This window comes from Thermosynechococcus sp. QS41 (genome assembly GCF_031583515.1).
GTDB lineage: Bacteria > Cyanobacteriota > Cyanobacteriia > Thermosynechococcales > Thermosynechococcaceae > Thermosynechococcus.
The window spans coordinates 203,643-226,843 of the sequence record NZ_CP134181.1; the positions used below are offsets into that span (position 1 = coordinate 203,643).

Below are 23,201 nucleotides of genomic sequence, written 5' to 3' on the forward strand. Positions count from 1 at the left end.
GCGAGGAACTTGCAGTTGCTATACGATTAAAATGTATAGCTTTGTATCCATGGTGCCCGTCCCATGCTGAAAGCCCTCTTTGGCGATCCCAATCAGCGCAAGATTAAAAAGTATCAGCCCCTTGTGGTCGAAATTAACCTGCTGGAGGAACAAGTTCAGGCTCTCAGCGATAGTGAGCTACAGGCAAAAACGGCTGAGTTTCGGCAGCGACTCGACAATGGCGAGACCCTCGATGATTTACTGCCCGAGGCCTTTGCTGTGGTGCGCGAAGCCTCACGACGGGTACTGGGGATGCGCCACTTTGATGTCCAGCTCATCGGTGGCATGATTCTCCACGATGGCCAGATTGCCGAAATGAAAACGGGGGAAGGGAAAACCCTCGTGGCCACGCTGCCGGCCTACCTGAATGCCCTGACGGGGAAAGGGGTGCACATTGTTACAGTCAACGACTATCTGGCACGGCGGGATGCGGAATGGATGGGGCAGGTGCATCGCTTTCTGGGTCTGACGGTCGGGCTGATTCAGCAGCACATGGCTCCCCAAGAGCGGCAGAAAAGCTATGCCTGCGATATCACCTATGCCACCAACAGCGAAATTGGCTTTGACTACCTGCGGGACAATATGGCTACGTCCATGGCTGAGGTGGTGCAGCGTCCCTTCAACTACTGCATCATTGACGAGGTGGATTCGGTACTGATTGACGAAGCCCGCACGCCCCTGATTATTTCAGGTCAAGTGGAGCGTCCCACCGAGAAGTACCTCAAGGCGGCTGAAGTTGCCCGCCTCCTGAAAAAGGACGAGCACTACGAGGTGGATGAAAAGGCTCGTAATGTCCTCATGACCGATGAGGGGTTTATCGAAGCTGAAAAACTATTGGGGGTGAGCGATCTCTATGACCCCCAAGACCCTTGGGCACACTATATCTTTAATGCCATCAAGGCCAAGGAACTCTTCCAGCGGGATGTGAACTACATCGTCCGCAATGGTGAAGTGGTGATTGTCGATGAATTCACGGGACGAGTCATGGTGGGTCGCCGCTGGAGTGATGGCCTGCATCAGGCGATTGAAGCCAAGGAAGGCCTAGAGATTCAAAATGAGTCCCAAACCCTCGCCACAATTACCTACCAAAATCTCTTTTTGCTCTATCCCAAGTTGGCGGGGATGACGGGGACAGCCAAGACGGAAGAGGCGGAATTTGAGAAAATTTACAAGCTGGAAGTGACGGTAGTGCCCACCAATCGCCCCAGCCAGCGGCGGGACTTTCCCGATGTGGTCTATAAAACGGAGCGGGGTAAATGGCTGGCCGTGGCCTCTGAATGTGCCGAGGTTCACGCTACGGGTCGCCCAGTGCTCGTGGGTACCACCAGTGTTGAAAAGTCGGAGCTACTGTCGCAACTGCTGCGGGAGTTGGAAATTCCCCATAACCTGCTGAATGCCAAACCTGAAAATGTGGAGCGAGAGTCGGAGATCATTGCCCAAGCCGGCCGCAAGGGCGCAGTGACGATCTCAACCAACATGGCAGGCCGCGGCACCGACATTATCTTGGGGGGGAATGCCGACTACATGGCACGCCTCAAGGTGCGGGAATACTTTATGCCTCGCATTGTCATGCCCCCCAGTGACGACCCGATGATGCTGTTGGGGCTGAAAATGGATCGTGGCGGTGGCCAAGGCTTTAGTCAGGCGGCGCAGAAAAACTGGAAAGCTTCACCGGGACTCTTCCCCTGCGAAATTAGTAAGGAGGCGGAAAAGCTGCTGCGCCATGCGGTGGATGTGGCAGTTAAGACCTATGGTGAGCGCAGTCTGCCGGAGTTGCAGGCGGAGGATATGCTGGCGATCGCCTCGGAGAAAGCACCGACCCAAGACCCTGTGATTCAAGCCCTGCGGGATGCCTTTAACCGTATCCGCGAAGAATATGAGGTGGTCACCAAGAAAGAACATGAAGAAGTGGTCGCCCTCGGTGGTTTGCACGTGATTGGGACAGAACGCCATGAATCGCGGCGGATTGACAACCAGTTGCGGGGACGGGCAGGACGCCAAGGTGACCCCGGATCCACGCGCTTTTTCCTGAGCTTGGAGGATAACCTACTGCGCATCTTTGGGGGCGATCGCGTCGCCAGTATCATGAATGCCTTGCGCGTTGACGAGGATATGCCCATTGAGTCGGGACTCCTTACCCGCAGCTTGGAAAATGCCCAGCGCAAGGTGGAAACCTACTACTATGACATCCGTAAGCAGGTCTTTGAATACGACGAGGTGATGAATAACCAGCGGCGTGCCATCTATGCTGAGCGGCGGCGGGTGCTGGAAGGGGAAGACCTCAAGGATCGGGTGCTGGAGTACGCCGAAAAAACCATGGACGACATCATTGCCGCCTATGTCAATCCCGATCTGCCGCCAGAGGAATGGGATTTAGAGGGCTTGGTGGCCAAAGTACAGGAATTTGTCTATTTGCTGTCGGATCTGCGCCCTGAGCATCTGGCTCATCTCAGCGTACCGGAGATGCAGGCCTTTTTGCATGAGCAAGTGCGCACCGCCTACGAGCAAAAAGAAGCAGAAATTGAGCGCATTCAAAGGGGTCTGATGCGACAAGCGGAGCGGTTCTTTATCCTACAACAGATTGACCTGCTGTGGCGGGAGCACCTACAACAAATGGATGCCCTGCGGGAGTCGGTCGGCCTACGGGGCTATGGTCAAGAGGATCCCTTGGTGGAGTACAAACGGGAGGGCTATGAACTGTTCTTGGACATGATGGTGATGATTCGCCGCAATGTCGTGTATTCTCTCTTCCAGTTCCAGCCCCAAGTGGCACCGCCCCCAGAGGAGGTGTCCTCGTCCTCAGATCAGGCCTAGCCGAGTTGCCCAAAATTGATCCTTGTTGCTCTGGAGCAATCTGTAGCGCTACGGGGTCAACTATACTGGCAGAGTTTCAGTGGGCAGGGTGTGGCGTTAAGCGTGTTGGCAAGATCGGCTTCTCGGGTTGTTGGCAGTGGGATTGCACTTGCGATCGCTAGCTCCAGCGCCAATATCGCATTACCTCAGGAAATTCAAGGCGATCGCCTGAACTTAAATGGCCGCGACTACCCCGTGGCTTGGCAGCAGTGGCGCGATAACCAAAATCAACTGCGCATAGGGATTAGCGATGGTGGCCTTGCCAATCGCTTCGGGGTTCTTCTTGGGGATACTACAGACCCGTTTCAGCAACCAGTGGCTTGGTTTCAGCCGCAATTTAGCCCCTTGGCGGTGCGCTTTAGCCCCAACGGCATGTATCGCTACTTGGACATTACACCGTGGATTGAGCAATATCAGTGGCAGGTGCAACCCCAAGGGAATACGCTCCAGATCAGTACCCCCCCGGCACAGATTCTCAGTTGGCGGCAGGGACGACAACCGTGGGGCGATCGCTGGGTCTTTGAATTAGACCGCCCCACCCCTTGGCAAATCAATCGGCTCACCTTTAGCCGCACAGGTCTTACCCCTCGCGATCTCAGCCTGACGATTGAGGCGACGGGACAATTGGCCACGATTCCCAATGTCAAAATTACCGCTACCCCCAATCGCACAGTACTGGAAACACAAATTCCTGGCACGGCTCGCCCAGTGGCCTCAATGCTGCTCAATCCACCGCGTCTGGTGATTGATTTTCGCAGGGATGCGCCCCCCCCGCGTACGATTCAATGGGCACCGGGACTGCGCTGGCAACAGCAAACCGTGACCCTCGGCAATCACCAGTTTCCAGTAGATTTGCTGGTCATCAATCCGCAACAGCCGGGGCTGCGTCTGCGTTCCCTCGGCATGACCCCCACAACCTTGGTGGGCTTAGCAACGGTGCCCGAACTGGCTCAACGCTGGCAAGCCGCCGCCGCCATTAATGCTGGATTCTTTAATCGCGATCGCCAAGCTCCCTTGGGGGCCATTCGCAGTGAGGGCAACTGGCTCTCAGGCCCGATTCTCAATCGCGGTGCCATTGGCTGGGACGATCGCGGCCAGATGGTTGTCGGTCGCCTGAGTTTGCAGCAGCGGGTGAGGACGCCGGCCGGTACGGTGCCCATTGTCACGTTCAATTCTGGCTATGTCCAAGCCGGTCTTGGCCTTTATACCCCCAGTTGGGGCGCGAGCTACCAAGGGAAAACGGGCAGTGAAGTGGTGATTACGGTGCGCAATCAGCAGGTGGTGGGGCAGCAACCGATCCATAACAATCAAGCGATTCCTATTCCCGCAGATGGCTTTCTACTGGTGGCGCGTAACTTTAATTCCGCCTTGGCCAACTTCCCACCGGGAGCTTCCGTGCAACTGGAAACCACGGCTGTGCCCGCTGTGTTTAATAGCATTCCCAATATTGTTGGTGCAGGTCCCCTACTGGTGGATCAGGGGCGAGTGGTCTTGAATGCGGCACTGGAGCAATTTGGAGCAGGTTTAGATGCGCAGGCAGCCCCCCGCAGTGCCATGGGCAACCGCAGTGATGGCAGCATTGTCTGGGTCACCACCCACAACCGTATTGGGGGTATGGGGCCAACCCTCGCCGAATGGGCACAAATTGTGCGGCAGTTGGGCTTGATCAATGCCGTCAATCTGGATGGTGGCAGTTCCACGGCTCTCTACATTGGTGGGGTCTTGGTGGATCGCCATTCGGTGACAACAACGCGGGTCAATAATGCCATTGGGGTCTTTTGGCAGCCAACCCCCTAAAGATAGGCCAAGGGATCGCTGGGTTCGCCATTGAGGCGCACTTCAAAGTGGAGGTGGGGGCCTGTTGAGAGTCCCGTCGAGCCAACTTCAGCAATGGGCTGCCCCTGTTGCACGAATTCACCTTCTCGTACGAGCAATCGCTGGGCATGGGCATAGAGGGTCGTCATGCCGCCGCCATGATCCAAAATCACGGTTTGGCCGTAGCCCCCTGACCAACCGGCAAAGATCACGGTGCCTGCTTCAGCAGCAAAGATGAGGGTGCCAAAATCTGCCCCAAAATCCACCCCAGCATGAAATCGCCGTGTGCCTAAAATTGGGTGAATCCGCCAACCAAAGGGACTGGTCAGCGGTGCTTGAATGGGGTAGGCAAGACGACCACTGCGGGGAAGGGGTGGGGCGCCCCTAGGGACATAACCGAGGCGTTGGTTAATGAGCTGCTGAATGGCGGCACTATCACGGGCGAGTTGGGCTTCAATGGAGGCAAGGGCTTGGCGATCGCTCCGTAGGCGAGCAATGAGTTGCCGTTGGTTTGCAGCTTCGCGCTCATAGATGGCCTGTTGCTGTTGCAGTTGTTGGCGTAGGGCTTGAATGAAGCGCTGTTGCACTTGAATTTGTCGCTCCTGCTGCTGAAGTCGCTGGCGATCGCGAACCAAGGCGGCCAAGTGCTGGCGATCGCGCTCATAGACCTGACGCAGACGCCCCTGCTGCTCAAACCAATCGTTAAGGGTTTCCGCCTCAAAGACCATTGCCCACTGCGGAATCTCGCGGTAGCGTTGGAGCCACCGCAGGCGATCGCTAATCACGGCCACGCTGGCTTCGTAGCGCTGGCTGAGGGTTTGTTGCTGTTCCTTGAGGTCTTTGAGCAGTTTTTCCGCTGCTTGCAGGCGATCGCTGGCCGCCATTAATTGCTGCGTTGTCGTGTCCACATTGGTTTCCAAACTCTCAAGGCGATCGCTCGCCGCTGCCTCAAGGCGTTCGAGTTGTTGACGCTGCTGACCCACCGCCTGCTGGTGCTGCTGATGTTGTTGGATCACCCGCTGCCAATACGCCAAGTTTTGGGAGGGCGCCGTTGCCCAAGCCACTAAAGTGGCGCTGAGGGTCACAAGTACCCCAAGGCAAACGTAGAGGCTATAGCGGTATCGCATCGGCATTGAGCGCCCTCAAATACTGCAAACATTACGTTGCCGTGAGTGGCATTATCCAACCTTTGCTGCCTGCTGCAGAAAGCGAATCGCCCACTGTGGATGGCCGCCCCAATGGAGATGGAGATAACTGGCGTGGAGTTGAGAACTGCCCCAGCCCTCGGCTTGACCGTCCAATTGCCACAGCGGCGTTGGCGGCGGCACACTCAAACAGGAATAGTGAAATTCATGGCCTTGAACCGTCTCTCCTGCCCGCAGACACACCGTTGTTTGTAAAGCCGTGGCTTGGCGATAGCCGAGGGTGAGTTTTTTACCCATGTGGGCAACCGTCGGCAAGTATCCCACCAAAGGATAGTAGTGTCCCTCGCAGGTTTGGATGCCTTGGCTGAGGTACATGAGGCCACCACACTCGGCATAGAGAGCTAAGCCCCCTTCAATGGCCTGCCGCAGTGATTCAAGAAACGAGTGATTCGCCGCTAGCTCTGGGGCAAACACCTCTGGAAAGCCACCCCCCAAGATCAACCCCTGTAGACCGGTGGGCAAGGGGGCATCCCGCAGGGGTGAGACCGGAATTAACGTTGCCCCTAAAGCGTGGAGCAGATCAAGGGTGTCAGCGTAGTAAAACTGAAAGGCGGCATCTTGGGCAACGCCAAGGGTGACTGGGGTCAGGGGGGAAACGCTAAAAGGGGGGGCTGCGGGGGTGGGGGCTGGGGCAAGGAGTGGCGTGAGGCGCTCCCAGTCAAAACAGGTGTTTCCTAAATGGGCAAGGCGATCGCCGAGGTGCTGAAATTCCCCTGATTCGTGGGGCGGCACTAAGCCGAGGTGGCGACTGGGGAGTGCCAAGGCCTGATCGCGATAGATGATGCCGAGAATGGGCACCCCAAGGGGGGCAAGGGCAGCTTCTAACATTTGCCGATGGCGATCGCTGGCCACCCGATTCAAGACCACGCCAGCAATCTGGAGGGAGGGATCATAGTGGCAAAAGCCATAGACCAAGGCCGCCACGGAAGCTGCCTGTTTTTGCACATCCAAAACCAGTAGGATGGGAGCCTGCAAGAGTTGGGCAATGTGTGCCGTACTGCCCTCATGGCTGCCCCCTCGGCCATCAAATAGCCCCATCACTCCCTCAATGAGCACTGCATCCATCCCCTGACTGTAATAGCCCACACAGGCGCGGACATAGTCAGCACTGGTCAAGACCACGTCAAGGTTACGGCAAGGCCGGCCACTGATAGCACTGTGAAACAGGGGATCAATGTAGTCAGGCCCCACCTTAAATGTTTGGACGCGCTGCCCCCGTGCCGTTAAGGCTGCATTCAAGGCCAAAGCAACCGTTGTTTTGCCGACACCACTGCGATCGCCCGCTATCACCAATGCCATCGTTAATCCCGTTCCCCAAGAAAAATCAATCTATGGCCACAATCCATCGCAATGCCTGCATTTCAGGGAGATTCCCTGCCCCAGCCGCCGTGAGAGCGCCCCCCACCCCTGTAAGATAGGAGACTAAGCGTGCAGTCAACAGTTGGGTCAAGGTCTATGACAGCGGTAACTTCGGTGCCCAGTTTCTGTGAAGGAATCCAGTATTTTGGCGACGATTGGCCAGACTGGGATCGCTATGGTCAAACACCGCTTCTGAATGCCCAACAGCCTGCCCTTACCGACTTAGACGCCACCGAGGCCGCTTATCAAACGCTGCTCTATGCCGATGCCCTCCGCTATCTGATCTTACAGATGACCGGCAGTAAAGCCTCAGGTCACCCCGGCGGGTTTGCCAGCCAAGCGGAAGCCTATGCCGCCCTAGTGATGTTGGGGCACAAGAATATCATCACGGAAGTGGGGCACCATGCCCCCGGCTTCTATGCCGCCATGTTCTTGGATCGCTCCCTCGAAAAGATGGGCATTTATACGGTTCAAGACCTGCGCGATCGCTTCCGCGAAAAACATGGCCTTCTGGGTCATCTCTCTGGCTATATTCCGGGAATTCTTGCCCCCGCCGGCCCCCTCGGACAGGGGCAGCACTTTGCCATGGCCGCTGCTTGGTTGCACCGCCAGACCCTCTTTCCCTTCACCTTAGGCGATGGCGGTCTGGGGGAACCCTACGTCATGAGCAGTATGGCCCACTTCCACACGGCTTTCCCAGAGGTCACCAACTTCCTGCCTGTCCTCGTGTGGAATGGCTTTAGCCAAGAGCACCACAGCATGGTCTCCCGCAAAACCAATCCCGAAATGATGGCCTACTGGCACGGCAATGGCTTCCAAGAGGTGGTGCTGGTGGATGCCAAGGACTTTGATGATAGCGACCAAGAGGGGGATTACGTTGATAGCACGCTCTTTTCCTTTGGTCAGCGATTGGCCTTCATGCAGGCGGTGCTCAAGGGGGTACAGGAGGCGGCGCGATCGGCTCTCTCCGGCAAGTTAACGGTCTTTATCCTCAAGCAACTGAAAGGCGCCGGCGTGCATGCCAAGGGGGCAAAATCCCATAACCTCTATGCCCAGCACACCCTCGACAACCCCGATATTGTCAATGCCCTGAAAGCCCGTGCCCTGTCTCCCGCTGCTTGGGAACTGGTGCGCCAAAACTGTGTTGCTGCGGCCGGTGGGCCTGCGGCAGAGGTGGTGGTCACTGAGCAGGTCTTAGATTTACCGCCCCTTGGGGAGATTTCCCTTGAGGCCTATGCCTTGGGGGAAAACAAAGTAGCCACAACGGCGATGGGGCGCATGGTGGCAGAAGTGGGACAGCGCGATCGCCGCTATCTGGTCACGAATGCCGATGGCAATGAGGCCTCTGGCATTGGCAACATCAACCAAGCCCTGAAGATCATTCACCCGACCACGGATCCCCTCTACAATCAAGTGCCCAATGGCCAAGTCTATGAACCCCTCAGCGAAGATGCCTGTGCCGGTCTAGCGGCAGGGCTTTGCTTGATGGGCAGCCGCAGTCTTTGGTGCTCCTATGAGTCCTTTGCCATTAATGGTCTCCCCATTTGGCAAACCGTCACCCAAGCCATGGCAGAGCTGCGCCGTCCGACGCCAGCCACAGTAACCCTCTTTACCGCCGGTGCCCTTGAGCAGGGGCGCAATGGCTGGACGCACCAACGCCCAGAAATCGAAGCCTACTACGCTGCCCTATTGCGCAATGGCAATGTCTTTGTCCTCTTTCCGCCGGATGCCAACAGCATTCAAGTGTGCTACCGCTGGGCACTCACAGCACAAAACAAGGGGATTGCCATCTTTGCCAGTAAAACACCGCTGCCGGTGCGCACCACGTTTGCCCAAACCGAACAGGCCCTTGATGAGGGCGCGGTAACCCTCTACGAGTCTGCTAGTGGTCGTGCCACATTGGTGCTAGCGGTGCTAGGGGATATGATTTTGCAGCCCGTGTATAGTGCCCTACCCCAGTTGGAACAGCTCGGCTATCGGGTGCGCATTGTCTCGGTCATTAACCCCCGCCGCCTATATCGGCCTACGGATGTGGCTTGGCAAACCTGTGCCGAACCCGATGGTGGCTTTGCCGATGAGGCCACCTTCCAACGACTTTTTGGTGGTGATGCCCTTTTGGGAGTCACGGGTGGGCCTGCGGCACTGTTGGAGCCAATTCTTTTGCGTGCCACCTGTCCCCGCGATGTCTTGGCTTGGCAACGGGGAGAAACGACGGCTAGCCCCGCCGAACTCATGGCCTACAATGGCCTCACTCCCGAAGCGATTTGCGATCGCGCCCGTTCACTGCTGAAGTAAGTGCCCATGACTGCTGCCCATCAAAAAGCCCGTGCCCTCAAGCCCGGCAGCCCTCGCCCCGCCAAAGCCCTCTGTAGCGAGTGTGGTCTTTGCGACACCTACTATATCCACTACGTCAAAGAGGCCTGTGCCTTCCTCAATCAGCAGTTTGAGACTCTCGAGCAGCAAAGTCATGGCCGTGCCCGTGATCTTGACAATTGGGATGAGTGCTACTTTGGCGTTCACCAGCAGATGATGGCGGCTCGCAAAACCGAACCCATTGCGGGGGCGCAGTGGACGGGCATCGTCAGCAGTATTGCCATTGCCATGCTGGAGTCGGGGTGGGTTGAAGGGGTGGTCTGCGTTCAAAATAGCGAGAGCGATCGCTTTACCCCCAAGCCCGTGATTGCCCGCAGCCGTGAAGAGATTCTCGCTGCTCGCGTCAATAAACCGACCCTGTCTCCCAATCTATCGGTTCTCGAGCAGGTGGAACAATCTGGACTCAGGCGGCTGTTGGTGATTGGGGTTGGCTGTCAAATTCAGGCGCTGCGAGCCGTACAGGACAAACTGGGTCTTGAAAAGCTCTACGTCCTAGGCACTCCCTGCGTGGACAATGTCACCCGTGCCGGTCTGCAAAAATTCTTAGAAACCACCAGCCGATCGCCCGCAACCGTCATTTACTACGAGTTCATGCAAGACTTTCGGGTGCATTTCAAGCACAGCGACGGCTCCACGGAAACCGTGCCCTTCTTTGGCCTCAAGACCAATCAACTCAAGGATGTCTTTGCCCCCTCCTGCATGAGTTGCTTTGACTACGTGAATGGCCTTGCCGATCTGGTCGTGGGCTACATGGGCGCCCCCTTTGGTTGGCAGTGGCTGGTGGTGCGCAACGAGCTTGGCCAAGAAATGCTTGACCTCGTGCGCGATCAGTTAGACATTCAGCCTGTTACGAGTGCCGGCGATCGCCACGCTGCCGTGCAACAAAGCATTCCTGCCTACGATAAAGGCGTCACGCTCCCCATGTGGGCGGCGAAACTAGTCGGCCTAGTAATTGAGCGCATTGGTCCCAAAGGGCTTGAATATGCCCGCTTTTCCATTGACTCCCACTTCACCCGCAACTATCTCTATGTGCGGCGCAACTATCCCCAAAAACTGGCCGCTCACGTGCCCGCCTTTGCCAAAAAAATTGTTGATCAGTATCAACTCCCTGCCCAATAATCGCGACAAAAAAAGCCCCCCCTATGGGGAGCGATATTTGGACTTATCACTAGAGCGGTTTAGGAGCGACCTGTTTAGGCTTCAATGCTTGGGGCAATCATCGCCACAGGAGCCGATTCACCGCTTGCCAAGTCGAGGGGGAAGTTGTGGGCATTGCGTTCGTGCATCACCTCAATACCAATGTTGGCGCGGTTGATGATGTCGGCCCAAGTATTGATGACATTCCCTTGCGCATCCACAACGGAGTGGTTGAAGTTGAAGCCATTGAGGTTAAAGGCCATCGTGCTAATGCCAAGGGCAGCAAACCAGATGCCCACCACTGGCCAAGCAGCGAGGAAGAAGTGCAGCGAGCGGCTATTGTTGAAACTGGCGTATTGGAAGATCAGCCGACCAAAGTAACCGTGAGCTGCCACGATGTTGTAGGTTTCTTCCTCTTGACCAAACTTGTAGCCATAGTTGGTGGATTCGGTTTCGGTGGTTTCACGGATCAGGCTGGAGGTCACCAGAGAACCGTGCATAGCGGCAAACAGGGCACCACCAAAGACACCCGCCACACCCAGCATGTGGAAGGGGTGCATGAGGATGTTGTGCTCCGCTTGGAACACAATCATGAAGTTAAACGTACCGGAAATGCCCAGCATCAGGCCATCGGAAAAGCTGCCTTGACCAATGGGGTAGATCAACAGCACAGCCGTTGCCGCTGCCACGGGAGCCGAGAAGGCCACGGGAATCCAAGGCCGCATCCCCAGACGGTAGCTGAGTTCCCATTCCCGACCCATGTAGCAGAAAATGCCGATCAGGAAGTGGAAAACAATCAGTTGATAAGGACCACCGTTGTAGAGCCACTCATCGAGGGAAGCAGCATCCCAGATCGGGTAGAGGTGTAGCCCAATGGCATTAGAGGAGGGCACCACTGCCGCTGTAATGATGTTGTTGCCATAGAGCAAGGAGCCAGAGACAGGCTCACGGATACCATCAATATCCACGGGGGGTGCCGCAATAAAGGCAATGACAAAGCAAATCGTTGCGGCAAGGAGCGTCGGGATCATGATCACCCCAAACCAGCCAATATAAAGGCGGTTTTCTGTGCTGGTAATCCAATCGCAAAAACGCTCCCACAGATTCGCTGTCTGACGACGTTGCAGAACTGTAGTCATAGTCGTTATGAATCCATGAATAACAACAGAACTTAAGCAGCAGCAATGAACGCTGCAAGTTCCTATTTATTGATTATATGGTTATATTTCTGAGCGGCAAGGGGTTTGAGGTCGGCTTTTATAGAATCAAAAGACCTTTGTCTATCCATTGACTTTTATCAATCTTTTAGATTGACGTTGGGCGGGTAGCAGCGTCTCTGAGACGTGGTTTCTTACCGTGTTGAGCGTGTTAATGCCTGTGGGCTATAACGCAATAAAAAACCGCCCCTAGTGCAGGAGCGGCTGTGTCAAAGTTCAGCAGATGAGTGTTGCTTAGCTGTTGATGCTGGGAGCAATCATGGCCACAGGAGCAGATTCAGCGCTAGCCAAGTCGAGGGGGAAGTTGTGAGCATTACGCTCGTGCATCACTTCCATACCCAAGTTGGCACGGTTGATGATGTCAGCCCAGGTGTTGATCACGTTGCCCTTGGCATCAATGACCGAGTGGTTGAAGTTAAACCCGTTGAGGTTGAAGGCCATCGTGCTGATACCCAGAGCGGTGAACCAAACCCCGACCACCGGCCAAGCGGCGAGGAAGAAGTGCAGCGCACGGCTGTTGTTGAAGCTGGCGTATTGGAAGATCAAGCGACCAAAGTAACCGTGGGCAGCCACAATGTTGTAGGTTTCTTCCTCTTGACCGAATTTGTAGCCGTAGTTGGTGGATTCCGTTTCGGTGGTTTCACGGATCAGGCTGGAGGTCACCAGAGAACCGTGCATGGCGGAGAACAGTGCGCCACCAAAGACACCGGCCACACCCAATTGGTGGAAGGGGTGCATTAGGATGTTGTGCTCAGCTTGGAACACAATCATGAAGTTGAAGGTACCGGAGATACCGAGGGGCATCCCGTCAGAGAAGCTGCCTTGACCAATGGGGTAGATCAAGAAGACCGCAAAGGCAGAGGCCAAGGGAGCGGAGTAGGCCACGCAAATCCAAGGCCGCATACCGAGGCGGTAGCTGAGTTCCCACTGGCGCCCCATGTAGCAGGAGGCACCCAACAGGAAGTGGAAGACAATCAACTGGTAGGGGCCACCGTTGTAGAGCCACTCATCGAGGGAAGCAGCTTCCCAAATGGGGTAGAAGTGCAAGCCAATGGCGTTGCTGGTGGGCACCACTGCACCAGTGATGATGTTGTTGCCATAGAGCAAGGAGCCAGAAACAGGCTCACGAATGCCATCGATGTCCACAGGGGGAGCAGCGATGAAAGCAATCACAAAGCAAATGGTTGCGGCCAGCAGGGTGGGGATCATAATCACACCGAACCAGCCCACATAGAGGCGGTTATCGGTGCTGGTCACCCAGTTACAAAACCGCTCCCACAAATTCGCGCTTTCGCGACGTTGGAGAGTTGTGGTCATAGTCGTGATAAGTCCAAATATATTTCCCGTTACAAACCCTTGAAAACAGTTATAAACTGCAAGGGCTTAAGCATTAACTTAATATTTGCCCCAAGGGATCGGGGAGAGGCCTAAATTATTGTTAATAAAGCTAAATAAGCAGTTGTATTTATTTATTTTTCTTAATGATTTTATTTTCATTGATTGCGAGCGATCGCCCCCCCCTGAGGACAAGCTCAAGGGTTAAGATATTTTAAGCAACCGTGTTTAGGGCAGGGCCTTCCCATGCGCGTAATTTTAATGACTGGCAAAGGTGGCGTTGGTAAAACCTCAGTGGCGGCAGCAACGGGGTTACGCTGTGCTGAGTTGGGGTACAAAACGCTGGTGCTGAGCACCGATCCCGCCCACTCCCTTGCTGATAGTTTTGACCTTGAATTGGGGCATGTCCCTGTGCCCGTCGCCGAAAATCTCTGGGGAGCGGAACTCGATGCTCTCATGGAACTGGAGGACAACTGGGGTGCGGTGAAGCGCTACATTACCCAAGTCTTGCAGGCGCGCGGGCTAGAGGGCGTTCAAGCTGAAGAATTGGCGATTTTGCCGGGGATGGATGAAATTTTTGCCCTTGTGCGCATGAAACGCCACTATGACGAAGGCCAATACGATGTCTTAATTATTGACTCTGCCCCCACAGGTACGGCACTGCGGCTGTTGAGTCTACCCGAGGTGAGCGGCTGGTACATGCGCCGCTTCTATAAACCCCTACAGCGGATGTCCGTGGCCTTGCGACCGATTGTGGAGCCAATTTTCAAGCCCTTGGTGGGGTTCTCTTTGCCCGATCAAGAGGTGATGGATGCGCCCTATGAATTCTATGAGCAGATTGAAGCCCTCGAAAAAGTCCTCACCGACAACACGCAAACCTCAGTGCGCTTGGTCACCAATCCAGAAAAGATGGTGATTAAGGAGTCGCTGCGCGCCCATGCCTATCTTAGCCTCTATAACGTGGCCACCGACTTAGTCATTGCAAACCGTATTCTGCCGAACACGGTACAGGATCCCTTCTTTGCCCGCTGGAAAGAAATGCAGCAGCAATACCGTCAAGAAATTCACGACAATTTCCGCCCGCTACCGGTGAAGGAAGTGCCCCTGTTTGCTGAGGAACTCTGTGGTTTGGCGGCACTGCACCGCCTGAAGGAGACCCTCTACGCTGATGAAGATCCAGCTCAGGTTTATTACCAAGAGCAAACGATTCGGGTGGTGCCCAGTGATGGCCAGTACAGCCTTGAACTCTATCTACCGGGGGTACCCAAGGAAAAAATTGAACTGAACAAGACGGCAGATGAGTTGAATATCCGCATTGGTAACCATCGTCGTAATATGGTGCTCCCCCAAGGATTAGCAGCACTGCAACCGGTGGGCGCGAAAATGGAGGCGGACTACCTGAAAATCCGCTTTGCTAGTGCCACCAGTAGCTAATTCGGCTAATCAATGACTGATGAGACTTGCCACTGTGACAACAACTGGGCTGGCGATCGCCACCACCAATCTGACTAAAGTTTATCGTTCTGGCCATGACGAGACCCCTGTTCTTCAGGGCATTAACCTGCAAATCCAGCGCGGTCATATCCATCTGCTAATGGGACCTTCGGGGTCAGGGAAAACCACCCTGCTCTCGATTTTGGCTGGCATTCTTGCCCCCACCAGTGGCCAAGTGGTTGTCTTAGGCCAAGAGATTACGCAACTGTCCAAGGCTGCACTGGCGAAATTTCGCTTGCAAAATATTGGCTTTGTCTTTCAGAGTTTTAATCTTTTCCCCGCCTTGACCGCGCTGGAAAATGTGGAACTGGCGCTCAATCTCAAGGGAATCAAAGGCAAACAGGCCAAGGAACAGGCGGCAGCCCGTCTAGAGGAAGTGGGGTTGGGTCATCGCCTCGACTTTGTGCCCGCAAATCTTTCTGGGGGTCAGAAACAGCGAGTGGCCATTGCCCGTGCCCTAGCGGGTGAGCCGCAGATTATTTTTGCTGATGAACCGACGGCTTCCCTGGATTCCCAAAATGGCCAACAGGTGATCAAAATTCTCTACAAGCTAGCAAAGCAAAAAGGCTGCACAGTGTTGATTGTTACCCATGATCCACGGATTACAGCCATTGCCGATCGCATCACCAAAATCGAAGATGGCAAAATTAGCGACGGTTAAGCCTGCTCCCGTTGTACCCAGCGTTCCCAAAGCAGTTGCAGCGTCAGCGCCACCAGACCCACGGCAATAATGCTAAAGACCCCCGTTGCGAGGGTACACAAGCCCACCACAAGGGTGCGCACGGCCACGGCCAAGCTATAAACCAGTTGATTGTGGTAGCTCACTGCGTGAGTGGCAAAGACGTAGGCGATCGCCCCTGTTAGCCGATAAAGGAGAATCCCAAGCGTGCCAGCAATCAGCGCACCAGTTAAACAGCGTAATGGGTTAGTTTTTGGGGGGAGGAGGGTCATGGATGGTATTCACCTTTGTGAGCCGATGATTCCAGAATACGGTAGCCAATGTCACGACGATAGTAGCAGTCGGCAAATTCAATGGCGCTGACGCCCGCATAGGCCTTGGCTTGAGCCGTGGCAAAATCAGGAGCCAAAGCGGTAATGTTCAATACCCGACCGCCATTGGTGTACCATTGCCCCTCTTGCCAGCGCGTTCCAGCATGGAAAACGAGAACCCCTTGGGCGATCGCTGCGGGAATACCCTGAATCACATCCCCCTTGCGGTAACTCCCCGGATAGCCCCCCGCCGCCATCACGACGGATAGAGCTACCTCATTGCGCCATTGCAACGCTCCCAAACTGGCTAAGCGTCTCTCGACACAGGCCAAGAGCACCTCAATCAGAGGGGTTTCCAAGAGGGGGAGGACAACTTGGGTTTCAGGATCACCAAAGCGACAGTTAAATTCCACCACGTAGGGATCCCCTGCGGACGTCACCATCAGACCGGCATAGAGCACCCCACAATAGTGGATTCCCCGATCCTGCAACGCCCCAAGGGCGGGTTCAAGAATCGTCTGTTGAATTCGTTGCATTAACTCTGGTGTCACCCAAGGGACAGGGGCATAGACCCCCATTCCTCCAGTATTTGGACCTGTGTCCCCTTCGCCAATGCGCTTGTGGTCTTGGGCGGGCAGCAGCGGCAGAATGGTTTTGCCATCCGTAACGGCGAGTACGGAGACCTCTTGCCCCTCTAGTACTGATTCAATGACCACCTGTTGACCAGCGGCGCCAAATTCACCCCCAAAAATCCGCTCGAGGGCAGCGATCGCCTCCCCTTCGGTGGCCGCTACCGTCACCCCTTTACCTGCCGCTAAACCATCGGCCTTAATGACAATGGGTGCCCCTTGGGCTTGAACATAACGAGAGGCCGCCTCATAATTGTCAAACACTGCTGCTTTGGCCGTAGGAATCTGAGCCGCCTGCATGAGCGCCTTTGCCCAAGCTTTACTGGCTTCAATTTGTGCGCCGGCCTTGACCGGCCCAAACACAGGGATGTTCAACGCCTGTAGGTGATCGGCCAAACCCACTGCCAAGGGAACCTCTGGCCCGACAACCACTAAATCAACGTTATTCTCTTTGGCAAATTCACCAATACCCGTGAGGTCGGTGGCTGCAATGGCCACATTCTCACACCGCTCCAAGCAGGCTGTGCCCCCATTACCGGGGAGACAATAGACCTGTGTCACGCGAGGAGAATCGAGTAATTTCCAAGCGATCGCGTGCTCTCGACCACCACTGCCAACGACAACGACCTTCACAGATGCACTCCAAAAAGATAAGCCATATTTTGAAATCAATCTTCAGGAGACTATCAAGTTTATCAGTCAATAGGCAACGTTCTCTCCAAAGGTAAAATGATTGGCTTATTCCTTTGCAGAAGTATTGAACAACAGTTTGAAGAGGTAGGAAAAAGAGAAGAAATATTGTATTCTTCCCTTAAAAGATTAAAAAACAGTCAATTTACTATGGCATCTTTTGGAGCTATTGTCAAGTCTATTCTCAGGCGCCTCAGCCCTTGCGACTATCCCGTCCTGAACTCACAACTGCTCTTCAAAATCTGGCTGACGTACATTTTGGACGCCAGCTTAAACAGTATGAGAGCCTTGTTTTATCGGCTCAATCAGTCAGGAATAACAGCCGTTTTCACAAGGATGACGAGAAACAGTAGTCTGGCTATGGCGTAAAGTCTGGCTATGGCGTAAAGTTACGTCCTATCAAGATATTGACCCGAATAGGAAACGGCTGTTCAGGTAGATATAGCTATTTCGAAAGGGAGTGAGATATTTTCAAGAGGGATAGGCTATACTCAAAGCGTCATGAATGTTACTCAAGAATATGAGCTATAGCTTGGACTTACGAGAGCGGGTTGTCTCCTACATCAAGCAAGGTGGCAAAATCAGTGAAGCGACTCAAATTTTTCAGGTGAGCCGCGCCACTATCCATCGCTGGCTGAAGCGAGACGACTTAGCCCCCACAGTTGTCCCCCGTCGTCCTTGGAAGCTGGATTGGGCGGCCTTAGCAGCCGATGTTGCTGCCCATCCCGATGACCGTTTAATCGACCGTGCCCAGCGATCGAGTGGAGTCTGAGTATGGGTGGTCAGCGCGAGGCCAACGAATTGATGGAGAGCGAGCGGGGAAGCGTCAGAAAAGAGAGAGTTGAGTCGCAGGACGGTATAGACACCAGAAAGACTTCATCGCCCCAATGCTGTTTTGCGGATACTTGAATGCGTTAGGGTTTGTGAGTTGGCTGAGTCAGTACTGTTTGCCGACGTTAAAGAGACCGTCGTTGTTGATGATGGATAATGCACCGATTCATCCAAAAGGGGTGATTCAGGCAGTGGTGAAAGCGGCGGGTCACGCGGTGTTATTTTTACCGAAATACTCTCCTGATTTGAATGTGATTGAGCACGACTTCAGTGCGTTGAAGCGATCGCGGATGTATGCAGGGTCAAACAGTTCGATTGATGAAGTGATTCGCAAGTATTGTGCTGGATAATGTCTCATTCTTTATTGGAATAGCTATATCCTGAATCTCACCGGGCGTCTTCGCTACTTCCGCGCGCCATCGCCCGAAGCCGCCGTGCGCGTTCACAGCTTCGCACCACTCTGCAAGATACTGACGCTTCACCTTGTCCTGCTCCGTATCCTGACCCTTTGTTTCTAGAATCAGATGATCACCGTTCTTCAGCCGCACCAGGAAATCAGGCCGGTACTTGCGCACCACACCGCGATAAACGTAGAGCACTTCGAAGCCTAGGTGGTCATTCTTGACCCAGGCAGCCACCGCGTCACTGCTATCGAGCGCGAAGGCGTCGGACGCTTCCCATGTGCTGTCGTAGACGCAGACGTTGATATGGGATTTCTCCGTGCGCTCGCAGGGCTTGCCCGTGTACCAAGTGCGCATCTCGCCTGTGGAGCGGATAGGATGATCGCGGTCGAAGACCGGCTCGATGCGATCGGTGTTCTCCTGCCGAACCGCCTCCCATATATGCTGCACCACCCGCGACAGGTTCAGCGTGATGATCAGCCGTCGGCGCAATTCGTCCTGATAAAAAAGCGGTGGCGTAATATGAATACGGTCGGAGCGGATGAATTGCTCGACGATGCGAATCAATTGCGCCAATAATACTTCGCGGCTGCCTTTCCAAGCGGTCTGCATTTGGTCAAAGACATCGCGCACCGTCTCGAAAATGATGCGTTGGGTGCGGAATTTCCCCGCCAGCCGCTCCAACTTGATGCGGTTGATCCGGGTGATGTCTGGCTTGCCTTCGAGGATCGGCGCCAGCTCGGCGACCTTCGCTGTCTGCGCCGCGTCCAGTTCCAATGGTCGCACCTTCGACCAGTCCAAGGTCAGCGTCGGTTGAAAGACGCGCTCGATGCGCACCACATTCGGCCAGCGGATCTCGAGCTGTGCCTTGGCCGGGTCTGGCTCAACGGCGGTCTTGGGCGTGGGCGGCGGTGGCGGGTCGTTCTCGCCGCCTTCGTGGGGCAAGAAGGTGAAGGGCACGCCGAAGATGTTGACGTATTCCGGCTCGAACAGCCCCGTTTCCGGGTTGACTTCGTACGAAGTGCGCCGCAAGCCGCGACCGACCACCTGCTCGCACAGCAGCTGCGACGTGAACGCCCGCAGTCCCATGATGTGCGTCACCGTCTTGGCATCCCAGCCCTCGGAGAGCATGCCGACGGAGATGACGTTTTGGATTCTCTCGCCCGGCTGTCCCACCTTGCCCACCGTGTCCACCATCTGGCGCAAGCGCTGGCCTGCTGGGCCTTGGTGAGTTTTGCGTTTTGAGTTGCTGGTTTTGCGTTTTCTGCCGTTGCCTCGACCCCTTCTTCATCTTCGACAAACTGACCACTCGAAACGAAAAACTCTTCTTTCGCTTCCGCCTCATCGAGCACCTTCGAGTCGATATGCAGGATGCGCTCTGGGTCGCACAGTTCGTCGATGTGGATGCGCCGCGAATCGAAGGCGTGCTTCACGCGCGCCGCGGTCTCGGTGCGGTTGCAGACGGTGATCATCACCGGCGGCGTGGACAGCCCGGCCGCCTTCCATGCCTTCCACGTCTCGCGCCAATCGTAGCCCAGGAGGTAGTAGGCGTTCAGCACTAGGTCGGGCAGCGGTTCGTGTGGTTCGGCGCGGCGGTTCAGGTCGTCTTTCACGTCCGGGTCGTTGTAGATGTGGTAAAGGCGCGACTTGTAAGTTTTGGCATCGGGGACGGCATCGTCGCGCACCACCACGCGCGGGGTCTTGACTAGGCCAGACTCGATGGCGTCATTCAAGCCGAAGTCGCTAACGATCCAGTCGAAGAGCGCCTCTTCGCTGCTCTTTTTGCCCGAAGGCGTGAAGGGAGTAGCGGAAAAATCATAGCACCTGAGGATGCCCCGCGAGCGGTGCAGGCGATCCAGCCCGCCGATCCACACCGTGGCCTCCGCGGCGCTATCCTTGAGATCCCGCTGCCGCAAATACTTTCCTTCCGCCTCCCAGTTCACACGCCAGGCGTGGTGCGCCTCGTCGTTGATGACCAGAAGGTTGCGAGCATTGGCCATCTCGCCCAGCACCTCGCGCGTGTAGGCCTCGTCGCTTTTGACCCCGCGTTTGTCCACAGACTTGCGTTTCTTGATCTGTTCTTCGCTCTCCCAGGCGAGGGCGTGCCAGTTGCGCACCAGCACTTTGCCCTGGCGCAATTTCTCGAGCAAGGACGAGGGCACGATGTCGAAGGCTTCGTAGTAATTGCCGTCCGCGGCAGGGTAAAGCACTTCCAGACGCTTTTTGACCGTCAGCCCCGGGGCGATGACCAGCACGTTTTTGGAGAAACGGGTATCCTGCGGGTTGGCCACCTTGTTCAGGATCTGCCAAGCAATCACCATCGCCATGACAACGGTCTTACCAGTGCCGGTCGCCATCTTGCAGCATTGGCGGATGTACTCGCCGCCATCGCCGGGGATTTCGATGCCGGTGCGCTCAGCGGGGGCGGCCTCGGTCAGCCAGATGAGCGTCTCCACCGCCTCCAGCTGGCAGAAGAAGAAGCGCCGCCGGTCAAAGTTTTCGGGGTCGGTCCAATGTTCCAGCAGCCGCCTAGTGATGCTGGTGACGCCCGGAAACCCGCCTCGCGCCAAGCCTTGTCCTCGTCTTCCACCATCTGGGTCAAGCGGGAGATGCTCTGGGTGTAGTAACCGTTGCCCCGCCATATTCGTGCTCACCCGAGAAGGCCATAGCTGCACTATCTCGTCGTAGAGCGTAACGCAGATGCGCCGACTCATGAACTATCTGTGAACAGGCTGAGCTGCCCATCATCGATGTTCAAAGCGAGCTTTACCTTGTTGTATGGGCTGCCATTCTGGTCGGGGAAGGCCCAAAGGTTGAACTTCCGGTGGAGTCCGAATTTCTGCTGCCACGGCGGTTGCTGCAGATCGCGGTACCAGCGGACAATCATCTCCCCGAGCTCGCGCTTTGTAGGCCGGGAGGAGCCCGCCACCAGCGCCATTTGGGTCGCGCCGAGCAAGAGGTCGCACAGTTGCAAAAGATCTTCCTTGGCGGAGTCGCGAAGCTCCAGATCCATATTTAGGAAAGGATAACTCGGCGATTGGCTCAACAACGAATCTAGCTCCGCACGAGAGGGCAGATACTGTTCGAAGTTATCAGTCAAGTCACGATCCGGTCTGGTTGCGCGATCTTTGGCATCGGAGATGAAGTGAACGATCAGGTCATCCAGATTCTGGGGGCCAAGGTGCCAGGCGATACCTGCCTTGAGAGCCATCGCGGTGAAGCGGTTATAGGCATGAAAATCTCTGGCAAAGCGCTTGTGCTCATAGCGGGGGCTGTGGCGGTCCACGGCAAGCGTTGAAAAGAACACACGGTCGGATAACCCTTTCTCAAAACACCGCATCCATTCTTGTGCCACGCGGGCCTTCGCACTCCAGCAACCATCAAAGTTCTTGGGCAAATCGGAGAAATGGATTTCACCGCTGTAGTCTTCCTGCATGCGAAAATCTTGCAAAGCAGCCTGAACCTCATTGAGGTGTTGCGTTTGAACGAAGAGCAAGCCGATCAGAAGCCAGCGCTTGTTTGGCATACTTTCGTCATGGAAGACGTGGTATTCGGCAGTTCGTCGGATGGGTTGGCCCCAGAGGTTTCGTTGCATTCTTATAGCTCTCCCCGAAATGCTTTGTCCAGAATTGACTGTTCCAAGCGTTTGAGCTCGGCCTCGGTGGCCGATTGCCCCGTCTTGAGCGCCCGGATGTGTTCCCGCACCTCTTCCAGGTGCGCCACGATGCGGCGTTGCTCGGAGAGAGGGGGGAGGGGCACCGATTGTTCCATGAAATCGCGGATGCGGAGATTGCGAAGGCCAGATGTCGTATCTTGCGCTCCCAGATAAAGAGAACGGGCTATTGGGCTATGTAGGTAGAAGAGCAGGAACCAAGGTTCCAATAACTCTTTTTCAGGCCTGAGCCGGAGCATGAAGTTTGAGAATAAGTAAGTCCTACCGTCATGTGGGTCTTCAAAAATGGCTGGCCAGCCCACTAAATGGGGGCTACCACTTGACTTATTAATTAGAATGTCGCCCGCCTCTAGTTTGTAAGCCCAAATCTGCTTTGATCTGATAGCTCTAACGGAAGCTTTCTGAGGCATAAGGACCATGCCATGGATTTCCGTTGAACGGACAACCGGAAATCCTTTGCTTGAATCAGGGGCCTCCGGTCCCCAAATCCCCGTCTTATGCCTACACACCTCCCCCAACCGGACCCACCGCCAGCCTTTGGGGAGGTCCTGGCCGGGGTGGGGGAAGGTGTCGGCGAGGACGGACTGCCACAGGCGTTCGGCGTCTTCTAGGGCCTCTTGGCGCAGCCGCCGCGCCTCCCGCACCCGCGCCATGAGCTCCTCAATCCGCGCCACGATGCGGCGTTGCTCAGAGAGAGGGGGGAGGGGGATGGGGGTCTGCCACAGGGCATCTAAGCGAGTTCTGGGCTGGCGGCTACCCGTGGTATTTGCAGAAGCGTACGCAACAAAAGACGGGGTGCGAAGGAACGCACCAAGGTACTCGGGCTCGAGCATATCCGGGAATGGAAAAATTGGAACAAACTCGGTGGAAGCAACCCCTTCGTTGCTCGGCACGACAACCTTGTTGAGGTATGGCCTGAGTTTTCCATAAAGCACCAGACCTCGGCGAAACACCACAACCTGGCTTTTGATTTCACTGCCGCTTACCTCTACCCCTCTCGGCTCCTCCCACTGCCCAGGTCCAACGTGTTCCATACTGAGATACCGGAATCGCCTCGATGGATAGTCGCTAGGCTTTAATAGCGTAGCCTCGCGCCGTGCCACCTCCCCCAACCTCACCCACCGCCAGCCTTCGGGGAGTTTGTAGAGTGGCTCCGTCAT

14 protein-coding genes and 2 pseudogenes are annotated in these 23,201 nt (G+C 55.5%); 7 read left to right on the forward strand and 9 right to left on the reverse strand.

The genetic code is table 11. The annotated features are described in order from the left end of the window. The first annotated feature begins 63 nt into the window (after nt 1-63). On the forward strand, nt 64-2,853 hold the full coding sequence (gene secA, locus RHJ80_RS00950) for a preprotein translocase subunit SecA (RefSeq protein WP_310743959.1): 2,790 nt from the start codon (nt 64-66) through the stop codon (nt 2,851-2,853). Nucleotides 2,854-2,955: 102 nt separating this feature from the next. After that, nucleotides 2,956-4,689 (forward strand): phosphodiester glycosidase family protein, encoded by a 1,734-nt coding sequence (locus tag RHJ80_RS00955; RefSeq protein WP_310743960.1) that lies wholly within the window; start codon nt 2,956-2,958, stop codon nt 4,687-4,689. On the opposite strand, the gene RHJ80_RS00960 is transcribed toward RHJ80_RS00955, so the two are convergent. Together RHJ80_RS00960 and RHJ80_RS00965 are read right to left on the reverse strand one after the other, a co-directional pair. Next, nucleotides 4,686-5,840 carry a peptidoglycan DD-metalloendopeptidase family protein gene (locus RHJ80_RS00960; RefSeq protein ID WP_310801287.1) on the reverse strand — a complete coding sequence of 385 codons (1,155 nt, stop codon included), beginning with the start codon at nt 5,838-5,840 and terminating at the stop codon, nt 4,686-4,688. The two genes, RHJ80_RS00955 and RHJ80_RS00960, sit on opposite strands and share 4 nt — an antisense overlap. A gap of 45 nt (nt 5,841-5,885) precedes the next feature. Beyond that, nucleotides 5,886-7,211 carry a cobyrinate a,c-diamide synthase gene (locus RHJ80_RS00965; protein ID WP_310743961.1) on the reverse strand — a complete coding sequence of 442 codons (1,326 nt, stop codon included), beginning with the start codon at nt 7,209-7,211 and terminating at the stop codon, nt 5,886-5,888. A 156-nt stretch (nt 7,212-7,367) separates the two neighbouring features. On the opposite strand from RHJ80_RS00965, the gene RHJ80_RS00970 reads away from it, so the two are divergent. Then, entirely contained in the window at nt 7,368-9,566 is a 2,199-nt protein-coding gene (locus RHJ80_RS00970) for a phosphoketolase (protein ID WP_206200674.1), read from the forward strand. 6 nt (nt 9,567-9,572) lie between these two features. Next, nucleotides 9,573-10,763: a Coenzyme F420 hydrogenase/dehydrogenase, beta subunit C-terminal domain gene (locus RHJ80_RS00975; RefSeq protein WP_310743963.1), complete on the forward strand. Its 1,191-nt coding sequence runs from the start codon at nt 9,573-9,575 to the stop codon at nt 10,761-10,763. 74 nt (nt 10,764-10,837) lie between these two features. Here the strand turns inward: RHJ80_RS00975 and psbA (RHJ80_RS00980) are convergent, their stop codons facing one another. After that, nucleotides 10,838-11,920, reverse strand: coding sequence for a photosystem II q(b) protein (gene psbA / locus RHJ80_RS00980; protein WP_181494996.1), 1,083 nt, complete (start codon nt 11,918-11,920; stop codon nt 10,838-10,840). A gap of 312 nt (nt 11,921-12,232) precedes the next feature. Continuing rightward, entirely contained in the window at nt 12,233-13,315 is a 1,083-nt protein-coding gene (gene psbA, locus RHJ80_RS00985) for a photosystem II q(b) protein (protein ID WP_206200677.1), read from the reverse strand. Nucleotides 13,316-13,579: 264 nt separating this feature from the next. Between psbA (RHJ80_RS00985) and RHJ80_RS00990 the strand changes: the two genes are divergently transcribed. Both RHJ80_RS00990 and RHJ80_RS00995 read left to right on the forward strand, forming a co-directional pair. Then, complete coding sequence (locus tag RHJ80_RS00990; RefSeq protein WP_206200678.1) at nt 13,580-14,767, forward strand: TRC40/GET3/ArsA family transport-energizing ATPase; 1,188 nt, start codon at nt 13,580-13,582, stop codon at nt 14,765-14,767. A 19-nt stretch (nt 14,768-14,786) separates the two neighbouring features. Further along, entirely contained in the window at nt 14,787-15,488 is a 702-nt protein-coding gene (locus RHJ80_RS00995) for an ABC transporter ATP-binding protein (protein WP_315862896.1), read from the forward strand. Here the strand turns inward: RHJ80_RS00995 and RHJ80_RS01000 are convergent. Together RHJ80_RS01000 and purD are read right to left on the reverse strand one after the other, a co-directional pair. Next, nucleotides 15,485-15,778: a DUF3082 domain-containing protein gene (locus RHJ80_RS01000; protein ID WP_206200680.1), complete on the reverse strand. Its 294-nt coding sequence runs from the start codon at nt 15,776-15,778 to the stop codon at nt 15,485-15,487. The two genes, RHJ80_RS00995 and RHJ80_RS01000, sit on opposite strands and share 4 nt — an antisense overlap. Continuing rightward, a complete protein-coding gene (gene purD, locus RHJ80_RS01005; RefSeq protein ID WP_310453131.1) occupies nt 15,775-17,079 on the reverse strand; it encodes a phosphoribosylamine--glycine ligase in 1,305 nt (434 codons plus the stop codon). The genes RHJ80_RS01000 and purD overlap by 4 nt, the downstream gene beginning before the upstream one ends. Nucleotides 17,080-17,656: 577 nt before the next feature. Here purD and RHJ80_RS01015 point away from each other — a divergent pair. Further along, nucleotides 17,657-18,317 (forward strand): annotated as a pseudogene (locus RHJ80_RS01015) (IS630 transposase-related protein). On the opposite strand, the pseudogene RHJ80_RS13165 reads toward RHJ80_RS01015, so the two are convergent. From RHJ80_RS13165 to RHJ80_RS01035, 3 genes and pseudogenes are all read right to left on the reverse strand, one after another. After that, a pseudogene (locus tag RHJ80_RS13165) lies at nt 18,270-20,970 on the reverse strand (BPTD_3080 family restriction endonuclease); the annotation flags it as partial. The pseudogenes RHJ80_RS01015 and RHJ80_RS13165 sit on opposite strands and share 48 nt — an antisense overlap. Before the next feature lie 108 nt (nt 20,971-21,078). Continuing rightward, nucleotides 21,079-21,963, reverse strand: coding sequence for a DUF3800 domain-containing protein (locus RHJ80_RS01030; RefSeq protein WP_310801290.1), 885 nt, complete (start codon nt 21,961-21,963; stop codon nt 21,079-21,081). A gap of 2 nt (nt 21,964-21,965) precedes the next feature. Further along, a complete protein-coding gene (locus RHJ80_RS01035) occupies nt 21,966-23,201 on the reverse strand; it encodes a restriction endonuclease subunit S (protein WP_310801291.1) in 1,236 nt (411 codons plus the stop codon).